The organism is Corynebacterium ulcerans, from assembly GCF_900187135.1.
GTDB classification, from domain to species: Bacteria; Actinomycetota; Actinomycetes; order Mycobacteriales; family Mycobacteriaceae; genus Corynebacterium; species Corynebacterium ulcerans.
Genome location: NZ_LT906443.1, coordinates 789,040 through 804,514, shown reverse-complemented (window position 1 = coordinate 804,514; position 15,475 = coordinate 789,040). Strand labels below are relative to the sequence as shown.

The following is a 15,475-nucleotide window of genomic DNA, read 5'->3' as shown; positions in this document are numbered from 1 at the left end:
AATCCTATCGTGGGGAAAAAGAGATCTCGGTGCACAGGTACGGGCAGGTGCGAGTCATGCGCGGGTGCGGTTTAAGGCGCACGGCGAGGAATAGGGTGCCTGCGAATACGATGGGTGCCATGAAGACTCGTTACCTTGGATGCACAGTTTATGAACACACCCTGGAGGTCCCTTGGGATCCGCAGAATCCGGAACTGGGAACGTTTGAGCTTTTTGCTCGCGAGTTGGTGCCCGCTGGAGGAGAACACTATCCGGCCTTTTTGTATCTCCAAGGAGGTCCCGGTTTTCCGGCCCCACGCCCGATTTCGATCAGCGGCGTGATTAAGGAAGCGTTGAAGACACATCGCGTGGTTCTTTTAGATCAACGCGGAACCGGTCGTTCGCATCGCATCGATTGCGACACCCTTGGCACGGACGCAGACAAACTGCACCTTTTGCGCCAAGAATTCATCGTCCATGACGCCGAGGCATTGCGTAAAGCTTTGGGAATCTCCGCATGGACTCTGTATGGGCAAAGCTTCGGCGGATTCTGCATTACTTCTTATCTTTCCCTTTACCCAGAATCGGTTGCCGAATCATATATCACCGGTGGTCTTCCAGCCCTTGAAGCCCACGTGGACGATGTGTATCGCGCCACCTACGCAGCCATCGCCCGCCGCAGCGAGGAATTCTATAGCCAATTCCCATGGGCCGAAGCGCGCATCAGGGAAATCTGCCATCACCTTGATAACTCCGACGAGAAACTCCCCACGGGGGAGCGGCTTAGCTCAAGAAGATTCCGCACCATTGGCATTGACCTCGGCCGGTCGGCGGGGTTCTATTCTTTGGCGTATCTCCTTGAGAGTCCGTTTCAGAGAAACGGAGAGAAGAAACTTAAGACTGATGTCCTGGCAGAAATCGGTGCAAAAGTAAGTTTTGCGAGTGCCCCGCTCTACGCCGCGATCCACGAGTCAATTTATGGCGGGATTGGCGGTCCGCAGACGGCGTGGTCCGCCCACCGCCTCCGTGGGGAAATAGAGGGGTTTGCGCAGGATGCGGATCCACGGTCCAATGAGAAGTTTTATCTCACAGGCGAGCACATTTATCCGTGGCATTTTGAGGAGGATCCGGCCCTGGTTCCGTTTGCTCAGGCTGCGCAGGGCTTGGCCATGCGTCGGTGGGATGCGTCACCGTATCGCCCGGAAGCGCTGGCGCAGAGCCCCGTCGCAGCCGCGTGCGTGTACGTCGATGATGCGTTTGTGCCTTATGAGTATTCGCTGCACACCGCAGATAAGCTTTGCGACGCCCGCCTCCACATCACCAACCAGTATCAGCACGACGGCATCCACTGGGCCGGCGAGGAAATCCTGGCGCTTCTCAAAAGCAAGGTTGCGGATCACTAATGTGAGCCACGTGGTTTACACTCATTCTCATGAATAATCCCGTTGTTCTTTCCGCCCACGAAGTCGAGGCGTTTGATCAGCTGGCCCACGTGGTAGGAGGGCTTAACTATTCTGAGGAACACATTCTTGATCCCAGTGTGTTGCTGTATATAACGTCATCCTAAGTGGGGGATCGCCGCCAAGAGTTGCTTGGTGTATTCGGCCTTGGGGTTGGCAAACACCTCGTCCACAGGGCCGGCCTCCACGATACGACCTTCGTGCATCACAACCACAGACGAGCACACGGAGCGGATCACGTTGAGGTCGTGGGAGACAAACAAGAGGGTGAGATGGCGCTCGTGAACCAGCCGGTCTATGAGGGCGAGGACCTTCTTTCTTACTGAGACGTCGAGGGCTGAGACGGGTTCGTCGGCAAGCAGAATATCCGGCGACGCAATCAGCGCGCGAGCTATAGAAATGCGCTGGCGCTGCCCGCCCGAGAACTCGTGGGGAAAACGGTCGAGAATCTCCCCACTGAGGCCGACTTCTTCTAAAACCTCAACGATGCGCTCGTCGCTGGCACGCGGGAGCGGCTCGGCGACGATCTCGCGGATGGTCATGCGGGGGTCCAGAGACCGCATGGGGTCTTGAAAGACCATCTTTTTGGTGCCGGAGACAGAGATGCTGCCTGACGTGGGGCGTATGAGTCCCGCGATCATCTTCAGCAGCGTTGTCTTTCCCGAGCCCGAGCCGCCCACGATGCCGACTCTTTCCCCACGGGAGACGTAGAGATCAATGCCATCGACTGCTTTGTGATGGCGATAATGCTTCTCGACGCCCCGCGCCCGCACCATGGACTCATCAGTAATCATGGCGGGGCGGGCTGGAGGAAGCTGGGAGGCGTCGATAAGCATGCGCGTATAAGAGTGCGCAGGGGAGTGGAGAACCTGCTCTACGGTTCCTTCCTCGATGACTGCGCCGCCTTGCATCACCAGAATGCGTTGGCACGTGGCGGCCACCAGCCCCAGATCATGAGTGATAAACAGCAGGCCAGTTCCGCGCTCGGCGACCAGGCGCAAGATTAGGTCGACGATCGCCTTTTGAGAAGTCACGTCTAACGCAGTTGTTGGCTCATCGCACATCAATACGTCGGGGTCATGGGCCAGGGCCATGGCGATCAATACGCGCTGGCGCTGCCCGCCCGAGAGCTCGTGGGGAAAACGCTTGCCGAGTGCAGGGTCGAGTTCCACGCTCGACAGCAGTTCCGTAACCTTCCCCCGTGGGGAAACAGAATGAACTTTGAGCACCTGAGCGATCTGCTTATCCACTCGCATGAGCGGGTCGAGAGCCGTCATGGGTTCCTGGAACACCATGGCAATTTTGCGACCCCGGATACGGCACATCGCTTTCTCCGACAGCGCCGTGAGTTCTTGTCCGTCGAGTTGAATGGAACCTGACGCGTTAATGAGCCGCATGATGGACAGTGCAGTCATCGTTTTGCCGGAGCCGGATTCTCCGATCAGCCCGACGCGCTCGCCATGGTCGACTGCCAGAGCCACATCCTTCAGGATTCCCGCAGCAGTGAGATTGCGGACTTGGAGAAGCGTCATGATGAAGACTCCTTAGAAAAACCTGCGGTACGGCGAGTGGAACGGGGGTCGGTGAGATCGCGGAGGCCGTCGCCAAGCAAATTAAAGCCCAAAACGGTCAGCGCGATAGCAAGGCCCGGCCATACTGCCAGCAGCGGCGCGGTGGCCAGCGACGATTGCGCAGACTGCAGCATTCGGCCCCAGCTGGGATCCGGCGGCGGAGTGCCAAGGCCTAGGAAGCTCAGGCCGGCTTCGGCAAGAATGGCGAGGGCAAAAGCCACCGACGCCTGCACCACCACCACACTCAAAATGTTGGGGATCACGTGGCGCACTGCAATACTCAATTCCCCACGGGAGGCGTCGCGGGCTGCAGCAACATAATCCTGCGCCATCACCTGCATCGTCGCCGCGCGCGCCACACGAGCAAAAGCCGGAATATTGGCCACTCCAATAGCCATCATCGCGGTCAACGTGGTGGCCGAAAACATCGCGGTGGCCACAATCGCCAGAAGCAGACCTGGAAACGCAAGCAGCAGATCTGCGCCGCGCATGATCACCGAATCTATCCAGCCGCGCCTCATACCTGCCCACACACCGAGCGGCACCCCCACGAGCGCTGCCACAGACACCGCGACAATCCCCACGAGGAGCGTGATACGAGATCCCACCATCACCTGCGACAACACATCCCTGCCATAGCGATCCGTGCCCAAAAGATGGCTTATCGACGGCCCCTCCAACCGCGACCCCGGCATAACCCGGAGCGGATCATAAGGCGTCCACACTAAGGAAACCAACGCAAGAACAGCAACGACGATAACGATCCCCAGCCCGATCTTGCCGCCGAGCGAAAAACGACTACTACGCATGAACCTAGGCCTCCCTTCGAGTGCGCGGGTCCACCACAACATAAGCCATATCCACGATCGCGTTGACCACGATGGCAAGGACAACGAGGATCATCACGATCGTCTGCACCGTGGGCAAATCGCGGTTTGTTACAGCGGTGAGCAGCAGGCTGCCCAGACCCAGAATAACAAAAACCCGTTCAATAACAACCGCACCCACCAACAAGGACGTGAGCTGCAAACCGGTTACTGTCAGAACTGGCAGGGCCGCATTGCGTAATCCGTGGCTGCGCAAGGCCTGCCATGAGCTCAACCCAATAGCGCGTGCGGTGCGCATGAAATCTTCGCGCATCACATCCATGACAGCTGCCCGCACATATCGAGTCATAATCGCAGCCTGAACAATCCCAAGGGACACCACCGGCAGCACAAGGCGCACCAGAAAACCGCTGAAATCCTCATCGGGCACCGACCAACCGTTGGTGGGCAACCAACGCAAGCGAACTGCAAAAAAAGAAATGAACAGTATCGCAGCAAGGAAACTCGGAACCGCAATTCCAACCTGGCTGAGCGCGGAGATAAGGATGCCGTCGATATGGCTTGAGCGCCTAGCCGCCCACAACCCCAAAGGGACAGCGAGCATAAGGGCGAACAGCATCGATAGAACAACGAGAATCAGACTGACCTGAAGCCGATCCGCGACGATGGGCGAAATATCCGTCGAGCTGGTCAACGAAGTCCCAAATTCCCCACGGAGGAGGCCACCGATCCACGACACATACTGCTCCCACAGCGGCTTATCGATCCCCATCGTCGCACTTAGCTTTGCGACGGCCTCCGGCGTCGCAGTCACCCCGAGCGCCACCTCTGCCGGGTTCCCTGGAACAATCCGAAGCGCGACAAAAATGACCACGCTGGCAATAAACAACGTAAGCGCGTACTTAGCTGCGCCTCGTGCAAGTTTCGCCGCAATCACTAGTGCGTTACCTTCCTTGGTTCTTCTTTCGCGATAGCAGCCAGCAAGAGGCCGTCGCCCACAGCGTTGACGGGAACTCCGCTGACGTTCTTCGCCGTCACCACAATGTTGGGAAGATTGAACAAGTTATCGGCCGCGGCCTGATCCAAGATCCGCGTGACTGCCTTTTTCATCGTGGGGACATAGTCGGCTTCATTCACGGTGTCCGCTTGGGCGATGAGCTCTTGAACTTTTTTGTCGTCGTAACCCAGGTAATACTTTGGGTTAGCAAAAATATTGGGAATATCGCGGGCCTCGGTGTGGGCAATCACCGACATGTCGTAGTCATGGCCCTTATAGACTTTGGCCAACCACACGGACGGAAATTCGGTGGATTCGATGCTCACGTCGAAGCCGATGTCTCGAAGCTGCGAGTACAAAATCTCAGAAGCCGTGGCAGCATAGGGTAACGACGGCACCGAAATAGTTATTTTGGTCCCCGTCGCCCCGGACTCATTCATTAACTGGCGCGCGCGGTCAGGATCAAACGGATACTGCTCCGTCTTCTGATACCACGGATCCGTCGGCGGCACCGGCGCGCCCCCGGTGTCAATCCCGTAGCCCTCCCACGTGGTATCAATGATTGCCTGCCTATCGACGCCAAACATCACCGCCTGCCGGACGCGAAGATCATTGAACGGCGCCCGCGCATGATTCATCGTGAGCAGCACCTCACCGTTGGTCGTGCCCACGTTGACATTGAGGTCACCATCGCGCTGTATGGACTCCAAGAGCTCAGGAGACTGCAAACCGATAACAGCGTCAACGTCTCCGGAACGCACAGCATTAGTCAGAGAAATCGCATCCGCGAAATAGCGCAGCACAGCCCGCTTATTCTTGGGAGATTCACCCCAATATTCCCCACGGGAGGTGAAGGATAGCGACGTTCCCACCGCCCAGTTATCCACCTCATAAGGTCCGGTGCCCACCGGCTTAGTGGCCAAGTCCGACACCCCCCGTGGCGACATCATCGCACCAATCAACGTGCCCATCGACCACAACCAGGTGTTTGAGCGATGCGCGAGCGTGACTTCGAGGGTGTGGGTATCGATAACCCGGGTGTTGGTCACCTTGGACATTTGGGCTTTCAAGCCATTAGTCCAGGCGTCGGAAAGCACTCGATCGATGGAAAACTTTGCAGTGTCCGCTGTGAAAGCGTCGCCGTTGGAGAAGCGAACGCCCTCGCGAAGGTGAAACACATACTGTGTGCCGTCCTCCGACACCTCCCATGATGACGCAAGCAACGGCTCCACCTCACCACGTTGATTAACCCGAACCAGACCCTCATACACATTGCCCATCAGTGCCTGAGGAATGGCAGCGCCAGAGGTAGTAGTGAAATCGAGGGAGCTGGGGGGTGCCGTCAACCCAAGAGTCACACTGTGATCGTTGGACTCATGCACCAACGAATTTTGCGACGCCGCCGAACCAGCAGAGCACGCACTCAAACCAAAGATCGCCAAAGTCATCATCGCGACCGCGCGCCGGGGGAAAGAGAACATGACAAGCAGACTAACCCGTGAATGCATGAGGGCAAACTTGTTTTTAGCGGGGGTGCCTCCCGTGGGGAAAATGGAGCACAATCTACAATTATGGAGAGCATTTTCCGTGGGTTCTTTGTGATTTTCCTTGTGATCGGTTTAGGCGCTGTCCTCGGCAAGAAAAACGTATTAGGCAAAGGCGCCGCCGCTTCGCTAGGGAACTTTGTCTACGTTGTTGCCACCCCAGCGCTATTGTTCGACAAAATCATGCACTCCGAGCTCTCCGCGATTGTGTCGAGCAGCTTTATAGTCGTGTGCGTCAGCGCTACGGGCATTGCGTTTCTCTCCTTCAGCATCAGCACTGTGCTTCTGCGCCGCCGCATCGACGACGCCATAATCGGGGCACTGGCGGCAAGCTATGCAAATGGCGGCAATCTTGGAATCCCCATCGCTACCTATGTGCTTGACGACGCCACCCTCGTCATCCCGCTCATGCTCTTCCAAATTGCTTTCTACGCGCCGCTAGCCATGACCTGGCTAGATTTTCTCCACAACAAAAAGGAGACCAAACTCCTGGGGAATCTCGTACGGGCGCCGCTGTGCAACACAATGTTCCTTGCATCAATAACCGGCCTAACGATTGCAGCCGCCGGACTGCACATGCCCGCAGTCCTTGCCCAACCAATCCATCTGCTTGGCGAATCCTCCGTGCCGCTGGCGTTGATCCTCTTTGGGATGTCCCTATCCACCACTTTCCCCCGTGGGGAAACAAAGGTGATGGACACCATCGTGGCGTGCGGGCTTAAGAACTTTGCGCACCCCACATTGGCGTGGGGAATTGCTTCGGCGATGGGGCTGACGGGCCGGGCCCTGCTTGTCGCGACGTTCCTGGGTGCGCTGCCTACCGCACAAAATGTGTATGCGTATGCGTTGAGGCATGGAACGTCGGAAAGCTTGGCCAGAAACAGCGGCGTTATAAGCACTCTCGTCTCTTTGCCGGTGCTCATCGCAATCATGTCTTTGTTGGGATAAACCTGTGAAGAAACTATGATGTGCTTGATGTCGATAACAGTGAGAACTTCCTACCGCGCTTTGGCCCAATCAAAGGCCACGATCACGTGCGTGCTTTTTGTGATTCTCATGACGAGCCTTCTTGGTGTGCTCCTCGTCGCGCATCACAACGCAACAGGAACCATGCGAATGCTCTACGCCGCCTCCGCCGTTGCGCCTGCCGTGGGGATTATCAGCGCTCTGGCTTCGCTCGGGGCCTTCTTTGCCCGACGACGCCGCCCCATTCTCACGATCAGCGACAAAGTGCACGTAACCCATTCCGGGGCGACCTTTCCCCTCGAGGATCTTGCCCATATCCGGATCTGGAGTGATGCAAAAACTAGCTTTCTTACGATGCTGCCGACCAATGCCATCCAACAAAGAAGAAGCGAAAAACTCTACACAGTCGAATTTCCCGCAGGAGCGACGCCGAGGCCCTACGAAATAGCTGATGTACTGGGGCAGAGGAATGATGGGGTTGTGGTTGATAAAGTCGGCCTGCTTCCCCCGTGGGGAAATGAAGTTCGAAATCCCCCACGAAATTAGTAACGTGTGACCGGTACCTGTAGGACTACCGGAAATGTTTGTCTCATGAATTCCCCGATTTCTTCGGAGCCAATATCGCAAAGAAAGCCCTTTTTAGGACTTAAGACTGATCCCTTTATCTTTCTCGTATCACTAGGTTTTGTCACGGTGTTCGTCATCGGGACGATCGCTCTAGGAAGCGCTGCGCGAGACTCCTTTACCCGAGTAGCCCAAGGACTCCTTACCGGAACGGGATGGCTTTACATCGGTGGTGTGAGCTTTATTTTCCTTTTCTTGGTTGGAGTGTTCATCTCACGGTTTGGTCGGTTGCGCCTTGGCGATGACAACGATGAACCCGAGCATGGCCTTATTGCCTGGTTTTGCATGCTTTTCGCAGGTGGAGTAGGTGCGGTACTAATGTTCTGGGGCGTGGCTGAGCCGCTGAACCACGCAGTTAACGTCCCACGACAGGATGCAGAGCCGCTATCGGAGAAAGCGATAACTGAAGCGTTTGCTTTCACTTTCTACCATTTCGGTATTCATATGTGGGCTATTTTTGCTTTGCCTGGACTTGCACTCGGCTATTTCATTTACAAGCGCAAGCTTCCCCCACGGGTGAGTTCTGTATTCGCGCCGATTCTGGGCTCACGTATCTATGACATCCCCGGAAAGCTTATCGACGCCCTCTCCATCATCGCAACGACCTTCGGCATCGCAGTCTCTGTTGGTTTAGGCGTACTGCAAATCAACTCTGGACTCCAACGCCTGTGGGGTTTACCAGAAGTAAGTTGGGCGCAGTTGCTTATCATTTTGATCATCACAGCAATTGCATGCGTGTCCGTTGCCTCTGGGCTGGAGAAGGGCATCAAAATTCTGTCGAATGTCAACATTGCACTCGCTGTGCTGCTGATGCTTTTTGTCTTAGTTTCTGGCCCGACACTGACGCTGTTACGTTTTGCCACTGAGTCATTCGGAATTTACGCTAAAGCGCTTCCTGACATGATGTTTTGGGCTGACTCTTACGGAGATAATCCAGGATGGCAGGGAAAATGGACCGTGTTCTATTGGGCATGGACGATCTGTTGGTCTCCCTACGTGGGGATGTTCGTAGCACGTATCTCCCGTGGGCGAACTGTCCGTGAGTACATTGGTGGGGTGCTAGCCTTACCTGCTATTTTCTCTGTGATCTGGTTCGCGGTTTTTGGACGCGCAGGAATAGAAATTGAGTTAAATGAGCCAGGCAAGTTATCTGGTCCCGTCGTTCACGATGGGAATGTTCCCTTTGCTCTGTTTGGGTTTTTCCAAGAATATCCTTGGACAAGTGCTGTATCGACGTTGGCTCTTGTAATTGTGGTGATTTTCTTTATTACGTCTATTGATTCCGCCGGCATGGTGAACGACATGTTTTCTACCGGAGAAGAAGAAGTATCGCCCGTAGGTTATAGAATTCTGTGGGTAGTGGCTATTGGCGCTGTTGCAGGCGCGCTATTGATTGTTTCTCCTTCTTCAGGCATAGCGACGCTCCAAGAAGTCGTAATTATTGTTGCCTTCCCGTTTTTTATTACGCAGTTCATCATGATGTATTCACTGATGAAAGGGATGATGGACGATTCAGCTGCGGAGCGAAGAATTCAGACTCGTCAGTGGCGGAAGACAGATACTGCGGAGAAGCTAGAAGCACATGAGGCTATGCCTGCTCCGGGGTACGACGAAGACGGCAATGAGTTGCCTGTTGTTTCATTGGCACACGATGAGGACGGGAACATTGTTATTCCAGGAAGCGTAGTCATCGAAGGAGATCTCGGGATTACCGGTGATGTTGTCGATGATCAAGAAAATACTGCGGGAGTTAAAATCGTAGAGCATTCCCGGCCCCAGCCTAAGGAGAACTGGGAGTAATTTCCCCACGGGAGAAGTGGCGAAGTGCCCACATCCTGGCTGATTTGTTAGCTAAAGGATGCTGGTTAAATTGCAGAGGTGCCTCGGGGTCGGGTGGTTGCCAGCCAACACGCCCGGTCGTGGGGCATTTTGCGTAGTGTCCATTGCGATGCTTGCCGAGGATGTGATCGTCGTCGTTTTGCGCATTATGAGAACCACATACCATGGCTAAATTTTCCAGGTTTGTGTTTCCTCCGTGTTTCCATGCGTCAATGTGATGGCATTGTGCTCGAAAAGCTGCACGACTGCAGGAAGGATCAGTGCAAAGAAGCTGGTCGGCGGTAAGGATGATGCGTTGTTTTGTGTTTGCTAAGCGTTGGGTTCGAAAGAGGTCAACAGGTTCGGCGTTTTCGTCGTATAGCACGGCATAGCCAAAATCAGCGAGAAGATGATTAGCAAGTTCGGCGGCTTTGATTGTGGCCCCGTCAATGGTGACTAGTTCGCTGCCGCCATTATTTTTCCAACCGTCCGCAGGCAAGAGGATAAGGCCTTCGCGAAGAGCGTTGCCGTCGGGGGAGCGGGAGTCGTCGTGAAGCAAAGTGCCAGTGATAGCATCAGCGAGTGTTTGTTGGCTTGATACGGTTGTGCTTTTAAAACGGCGTGCGTAGTCAACCATGCGGGATTCGATTGCGGTCATGAGTTCTTCGGGGAGAGATAAGAATAAATACCGCATATTGTTGGCGTCTGGGGCATGGGAGAAACGTGCGTAGCGCAGCGCGTGGGAATGTGAAGCAGAAGCGCTGTTTTCTTCCTGGAGGCGAATGTCGGCGTGCTGCTTCAGGACTGTAAACGGGTGTTTGCACGCGAATAATAGGAGCTCAACTCGAAACGCTTCTTGGTTATCAGGGTCGCGTAGGCGTGAGACTTTTGTGTTGATCAGTGCGATTGTGTCTAGCCCTAGATTTCCTTGTCGAGCAATAGCCAGGGCTTCTTCTCGCATAGCTTTGTCTCTCGTGGGGCCAAACAGAGCTTTTGCAGTTTTGATGTATCTGCCCATAGTCGTGGGATCAATGCCAAAAAGCGCAGAAAGCTCCACCTTTGCCCGAGGTTTTTGGGAGACCGAAAAGATATATTCAGCTAATGCAACTCCGTTTGCGGCTAAAAACTCGAGGCATTCCTTGACGTTCATGTCTTGGAAACTAAAAGGTGAAGGTGTCAAAATCTAGGGACGAGCGATAATGCTGTGGATAACTTGTTTTTCGAGAGGGAAGTAACCGGAGTTATCCACAGGCGTGGGCCAGGATATTTACCTCACTAAGTCCATGTGTTACCGAGCTCTTCCACAGCTCGTAGCTGGTTGTCCCACGAAGAAGCGCGGAATAAGAGCATCAGCTCATCGGCATTTGCACGTGCAACAAATTGCTGCAAATAATCCGTCACTGTTTGGGTCGTGCCGATAGCGCTGAAACGCAGCATTTCGCGGACGTTATCTCCGGCGTGAGTGTTGGCTAATGCGTCCAGTTGAGAATCGCTAAGAGATTCCCCACGGGGTGAGATTGAGCGAAGGGTGCTGCGGAAGACCTCATCAAACTCTTCGTGGGCTTTTTGCATAGTTTCTGCCCACGTGACGTTTACTCCAGCGATTACATACGGTTTATCTAGATGCGCTGAAGGGCGAAATTCCCCACGATAGGTGCGAATTGCCTCATCGAGATACTTGGGAGCGAAATGAGACGCAAAGGCGTATGGAAGACCCATTTCTGCGGCAAGGCGGGCACCAAATAATGACGAGCCCAAAATATAGAGAGGTACTTGTGTTCCGGCTCCAGGGATTGCGCGAATGCCTGGAATTGGAGATTGGTCTGAGAGATAACCCTGGAGCTCGGCCACATCGTGGGGAAATGAGTTCGCGGCGTGAGGTGAGCGTCGAAGGGCTTTGCCAACTGTGTTTTGATCCGTCCCCGGAGCGCGTCCGAGGCCTAAATCTATGCGTCCGGGGTGGAGCTCAGCGAGGGTGCCAAATTGTTCGGCCACAACATAGGGCGAGTGGTTAGGCAACATGATTCCGCCAGCGCCGAGTCGGATGCGATCGGTGTGGTTGGCGACGTGGGCGATAAGGATCGCAGGTGCCGACGAAGCGATCGTCGGCACATTGTGGTGTTCGGCGTACCAAATGCGCGAAAACCCCAGCCGCTCTGCGGCACGAGCCAGTTGTACTGATCTAGTGAAACTTTTTCGTGCTGTTTCCCCACGGGGGATCGTGGCGAAGTCAAGGATTGAGAGCGGTACTGGGGTTTTCATATGGGAATTAGCTTCTTCGCGTGTAGTCGATTATTCCGCCGATTGCGAGGAACGTGAAGGCGGGGAGTAGCCAGGCGAGGCTGACGTCGTGAAGCGGGGCCCAGCTGACGAGGCTTTCTGCTGCGGTGATGCCTTGAGCACCCAGGGTGGTAAGTGCTGACCAGATGGTGACTGCCCAGACTGGGAGTCGGAAACCCCACAGGAGTTTCAGTTTCCCCACGGAGAGTTCGAGGATGGTGAGTGCTACCAAGGTAATCGCCACCGGATAGATGAAGGTGATGAGCGGGGCTGCGATACTCAGAACTTTAGAGAGACCCATGCTGCCTACAAAGAAGGAGATCAGTGAGAAGATCACTAGCCATGCTTTGTACGAGATGCCGGGGAGCAGACGGTTAAAGAATTCGCTTGTGGCTGCGAGTAGGCCTACTGCTGTGGTCATGCAGGCAAGCAGGACGATGAGTCCGAAGACGACCTGGCCGGGAGTTCCCATGGTGAGTCGTGCTGCACCAGAGAGCAGAGATGCACCATCTTGGTAGCTTTGGCCATCGGGCATGATACGCCCCACGTAGCCGAGTCCAAGGTAGATGATTGCGAGCAACGCAGATGCTATCAGCGAAGCAATGATGGCTGGTTTGACGAGCGCTTTGCCTTCGTGGCCGCTCTTATATTTGAGCGAAGAAATAACGAGGATGCCGAATGCAAGCGCGGCGAGTGAGTCCATCGTCATGTAGCCCTCGAGGAGGCCGGTGGTCAGTGGCGCGGTGGCGTATTTTTCCGTGGCAGGAGAGACGTCGCTGCGCAGGTTGGCGATAGCCAGCACCACTAACACAGCCAGCAAGACCAGGAGCGCGGGAGTGAGGAATTTACCGAGTTTGTCCACGATCCCCGTGGGGTTAAGTGCCAGGAGTAACGCCACGGCGAAGAATAATGCGTTGAACCCCACGGAAGCGAGAGTGGAATCTTGCTCAAGTACGGGCTGGACGATCATCGAGTAGCTCACAGCGCTTGTACGCGGTATTGCGTAGAAAGCGCCGATGGAGAGATAGACGATGACGGCAAATGAGATATTGAACCAGTTTCCAGCGCGGACGCCGAGATCCCGGATGTCGCTTCCCGACATTGTCATTGCAATGATGGTGACGGCGGGTAGCGCTACGCCTCCGAGAAGGAAGCCAATGATTGCTGGCGTGAAATTTTCGCCAGAGCTCGTGCCGAGGACCGGCGGGAAAATGAGATTTCCAGCGCCGAAGAACATCGAGAAGAGCATGAGCGCAGTCGCGACGATAGCGCCGGTGGTGAGCTTACTTTCCTTCGTAGGGAGCGTCATGATATGGATCATCCTTCTTATCTAATGGATGATCCATACCCTACAACCTCTTTTCCCACATGGTGGAATCCTAGTATCAAAAAAGGGGTAATCTGGGATGTAAGTCACAATTTTATGGGGCTTTACCTTTGCAGTATTACGCCATTACGCCTGGAAACCGAATTTTTTCAGTTTCTCCTTGTTTGCCTCACTGGCATCGGATGTCAACGCGAGTAGTTCGGCGTAGATACCGCCGGAATGTGCGAGCTCTGCGGGGGAGCCGATTTCGTCGACAGTGCCGTCGCGAAGCGTGATGATGGTGTCCACATCCGCAATCGTGGAGAGCCTGTGGGCAATGATGATCGTGGTGCGTCCCACCATGAGCTGTTCAAGTCCTGCCTGAACCGCGATCTCTGACTTTGTATCCAGCGCGGAGGTGGCTTCATCGAGAACTAGTACGGGAGCGTCTTTGAGCATTGCGCGGGCGACTGCGATTCTTTGCTTTTGGCCGCCGGAGAGGCGCAGTCCGCGCTCGCCAATCAGTGTGTCGTACCCGTGGGGAAATGCGCTAATAAAGTCATGTGCATTTGCACGCTTTGCGACGTCCACCACTTCCTCCAACGTCGCATCGGGACGGGAATACGCAATATTTTCTCTAATTGTCCCGGAGAAGAGGCTCGATTCTTGGAAGACCACACCGACCGATGCTCGTAGTTGCTCTGAAGACAATTCGGAGACATCTTCACCACATACCGATAAACGGCCTGCGCTCGGCTGGTAAAGGCCGAGCAGCAAGTTAACGATTGTCGATTTACCGCCGCCCGATTCCCCCACGAGGGCAATGCGCTGCCCTTGATCGGCCGCAAAGGACACGGCGTTGAGGACCTGTTCGCCTTCGTTGTAGGAGAAGGACACATTTGAGAACTTAACCACCGGTTGCTCTCCCCGTGGGGAAAGTGGCGGGATGGTGTTGTCATGAAGGACTGGTTCGTCGGAGGCTGTTGTGGCAGCTGCGATGTCGGGATTGACGGTCGCTTCGAGGTCCTTTTCCATGACCTCGAAGTAATCTTTAGACCCGGCGATGGCGCGCTGCGTTGTGTCTACGACCCAGCTCATCATTGTCATGGGCATGCGGGCCATGTTGACGAGTTGGATGAGCAAAACCATATCGCCGAGGGAGAAGTGTCCGTGGAGAGTTCTGTAGAAGAGAACGAGGTAAATTCCGAAGAAAATAACGTTCATTGCGCCGCTGCGGAGGGCGTCCATGAAGTGCCAGAAGGTTGATTGCTTGCGAGTGAACTCAACGGTTTTGGCGTATTTGTGGCTAAAACCTTTGAGCTCGCGAACCTCAGCGACAAAGCTTTTGACTACTTTGACTTGGCTTACGACTTCGGCGAAGCGTCCGCCTGCGAGATCGACTTGTTCATTCTTTTGTCCCTCGATAACTTGCCATTTTTTACTGGTCAATGATGTCAGCCACATGTAGACGGGGATGATGATGGCTAGAAGGACTGCCAGTGGCCAGTAGTAGCTTGCAGAAATGCCCAGCACTGCCACCACGGTGATGATCATGGGGAAGAAGTTGTTGGACATTGCTTGCAGCGCTTGAGTGATTGATGTGATAGAGCGGTCGAGGCGCGCGATTATTGTGCCGGTGACTTGGTCGTCAAAATATCGCTGGGGCATGCCTAGAAGCTTGGCAAAGTAGCGCGTGGACAAGATTTGCCGCAGCCGTGCGGCCATTACATCGCCGATATAGCCTCCGACATTTGTAAACGCAGTGTTCGCGAGTTGTGTGACGAGCAATGCAATGGCAAGCCAAATGACGTGCGGAGTAGCTTTTTCGACGCTCATCTCGCCGTTTACTGCAGAAACGATAGTGTCGGTGGCGTCTTTGATGATGAAGGGGGTGGCTAGCGCGAGTATGGCAACAAATACTGCGGAGAGGATAACCCCCAGGTAAAAGGGCCAAAGGGCGGAAGCGCTGCGGAGGATTCTAAGAATGGATCGCACGGGTAGGGTGACTGCTCTCTGAATAAAATGGCTGGTTGGGGGACGATTAATGCTCTCATATCGTCTCCGTTGTTAAAATTGTGGGAAGTTGTTCGTTATTCGTCGTAA

General features: G+C 54.8%; 13 protein-coding genes. 5 read left to right on the top strand and 8 right to left on the bottom strand.

Features of this window, described 5'->3' with window-relative positions; genetic code table 11:
* Window positions 1-110 precede the first annotated feature (110 nt).
* Entirely contained in the window at window positions 111-1,382 is a 1,272-nt protein-coding gene (locus CKV68_RS03600; protein ID WP_095075612.1) for an alpha/beta fold hydrolase, read from the top strand.
* A gap of 29 nt (window positions 1,383-1,411) precedes the next feature.
* Complete coding sequence (locus CKV68_RS11415) at window positions 1,412-1,546, top strand: hypothetical protein (RefSeq protein ID WP_256219704.1); 135 nt, start codon at window positions 1,412-1,414, stop codon at window positions 1,544-1,546.
* Here CKV68_RS11415 and CKV68_RS03595 read toward each other — a convergent pair.
* The 4 genes from CKV68_RS03595 to CKV68_RS03580 are packed head-to-tail and all read right to left on the bottom strand — an operon-like array spanning window position 1,538 to window position 6,315.
* Window positions 1,538-2,971, bottom strand: coding sequence for an ATP-binding cassette domain-containing protein (locus CKV68_RS03595; protein WP_095075611.1), 1,434 nt, complete (start codon window positions 2,969-2,971; stop codon window positions 1,538-1,540). The two genes, CKV68_RS11415 and CKV68_RS03595, sit on opposite strands and share 9 nt — an antisense overlap.
* A complete protein-coding gene (locus CKV68_RS03590) occupies window positions 2,968-3,819 on the bottom strand; it encodes an ABC transporter permease (protein ID WP_095075610.1) in 852 nt (283 codons plus the stop codon). The genes CKV68_RS03595 and CKV68_RS03590 overlap by 4 nt, the downstream gene beginning before the upstream one ends.
* A 4-nt stretch (window positions 3,820-3,823) precedes the next feature.
* Complete coding sequence (locus CKV68_RS03585) at window positions 3,824-4,774, bottom strand: ABC transporter permease (protein ID WP_095075609.1); 951 nt, start codon at window positions 4,772-4,774, stop codon at window positions 3,824-3,826.
* Window positions 4,774-6,315 (bottom strand): ABC transporter substrate-binding protein, encoded by a 1,542-nt coding sequence (locus CKV68_RS03580; RefSeq protein WP_095076222.1) that lies wholly within the window; start codon window positions 6,313-6,315, stop codon window positions 4,774-4,776. Before CKV68_RS03580 ends, CKV68_RS03585 begins: the two co-directional genes overlap by 1 nt.
* 90 nt (window positions 6,316-6,405) lie before the next feature.
* Between CKV68_RS03580 and CKV68_RS03575 the strand changes: the two genes are divergently transcribed.
* From CKV68_RS03575 to CKV68_RS03565, 3 genes are read left to right on the top strand one after another with little or no spacing between them, the layout of a single operon-like run.
* On the top strand, window positions 6,406-7,326 hold the full coding sequence (locus tag CKV68_RS03575) for an AEC family transporter (RefSeq protein ID WP_095076221.1): 921 nt from the start codon (window positions 6,406-6,408) through the stop codon (window positions 7,324-7,326).
* 15 nt (window positions 7,327-7,341) lie between these two features.
* Window positions 7,342-7,890: a hypothetical protein gene (locus CKV68_RS11335; RefSeq protein WP_095075608.1), complete on the top strand. Its 549-nt coding sequence runs from the start codon at window positions 7,342-7,344 to the stop codon at window positions 7,888-7,890.
* A 45-nt stretch (window positions 7,891-7,935) separates the two neighbouring features.
* Entirely contained in the window at window positions 7,936-9,768 is a 1,833-nt protein-coding gene (locus CKV68_RS03565) for a BCCT family transporter (RefSeq protein ID WP_029974914.1), read from the top strand.
* Here CKV68_RS03565 and CKV68_RS03560 read toward each other — a convergent pair.
* From CKV68_RS03560 to CKV68_RS03545, 4 genes are all read right to left on the bottom strand, one after another.
* On the bottom strand, window positions 9,749-10,936 hold the full coding sequence (locus tag CKV68_RS03560; RefSeq protein WP_095075607.1) for an HNH endonuclease signature motif containing protein: 1,188 nt from the start codon (window positions 10,934-10,936) through the stop codon (window positions 9,749-9,751). The genes CKV68_RS03565 and CKV68_RS03560 overlap by 20 nt on opposite strands.
* Before the next feature lie 125 nt (window positions 10,937-11,061).
* Window positions 11,062-12,048: an LLM class flavin-dependent oxidoreductase gene (locus CKV68_RS03555; protein ID WP_095075606.1), complete on the bottom strand. Its 987-nt coding sequence runs from the start codon at window positions 12,046-12,048 to the stop codon at window positions 11,062-11,064.
* Between the two features lie 7 nt (window positions 12,049-12,055).
* Window positions 12,056-13,375 (bottom strand): branched-chain amino acid transport system II carrier protein, encoded by a 1,320-nt coding sequence (brnQ, locus tag CKV68_RS03550; protein WP_029974918.1) that lies wholly within the window; start codon window positions 13,373-13,375, stop codon window positions 12,056-12,058.
* 144 nt (window positions 13,376-13,519) lie between these two features.
* Window positions 13,520-15,367 (bottom strand): ABC transporter ATP-binding protein, encoded by a 1,848-nt coding sequence (locus tag CKV68_RS03545; RefSeq protein ID WP_014836667.1) that lies wholly within the window; start codon window positions 15,365-15,367, stop codon window positions 13,520-13,522.
* Between the last annotated feature and the right edge of the window lie 108 nt (window positions 15,368-15,475).

What these genes read in the sequence shown, in the direction of transcription:
- CKV68_RS03600 (WP_095075612.1), top strand. Translation starts at nt 111, where the DNA reads ATGGGTGCCATGAAGACTCGTTACCTTGGATGCACAGTTTATGAACAC.
- CKV68_RS03555 (WP_095075606.1), bottom strand. Translation starts at nt 12,048, where the DNA reads ATGAAAACCCCAGTACCGCTCTCAATCCTTGACTTCGCCACGATCCCC.
- CKV68_RS03580 (WP_095076222.1), bottom strand. Translation starts at nt 6,315, where the DNA reads ATGTTCTCTTTCCCCCGGCGCGCGGTCGCGATGATGACTTTGGCGATC.
- CKV68_RS03595 (WP_095075611.1), bottom strand. Translation starts at nt 2,971, where the DNA reads ATGACGCTTCTCCAAGTCCGCAATCTCACTGCTGCGGGAATCCTGAAG.
- CKV68_RS03575 (WP_095076221.1), top strand. Translation starts at nt 6,406, where the DNA reads ATGGAGAGCATTTTCCGTGGGTTCTTTGTGATTTTCCTTGTGATCGGT.
- CKV68_RS11415 (WP_256219704.1), top strand. Translation starts at nt 1,412, where the DNA reads ATGAATAATCCCGTTGTTCTTTCCGCCCACGAAGTCGAGGCGTTTGAT.
- CKV68_RS03590 (WP_095075610.1), bottom strand. Translation starts at nt 3,819, where the DNA reads ATGCGTAGTAGTCGTTTTTCGCTCGGCGGCAAGATCGGGCTGGGGATC.
- brnQ (WP_029974918.1), bottom strand. Translation starts at nt 13,375, where the DNA reads ATGACGCTCCCTACGAAGGAAAGTAAGCTCACCACCGGCGCTATCGTC.
- CKV68_RS03565 (WP_029974914.1), top strand. Translation starts at nt 7,936, where the DNA reads ATGAATTCCCCGATTTCTTCGGAGCCAATATCGCAAAGAAAGCCCTTT.
- CKV68_RS11335 (WP_095075608.1), top strand. Translation starts at nt 7,342, where the DNA reads ATGATGTGCTTGATGTCGATAACAGTGAGAACTTCCTACCGCGCTTTG.
- CKV68_RS03560 (WP_095075607.1), bottom strand. Translation starts at nt 10,936, where the DNA reads ATGAACGTCAAGGAATGCCTCGAGTTTTTAGCCGCAAACGGAGTTGCA.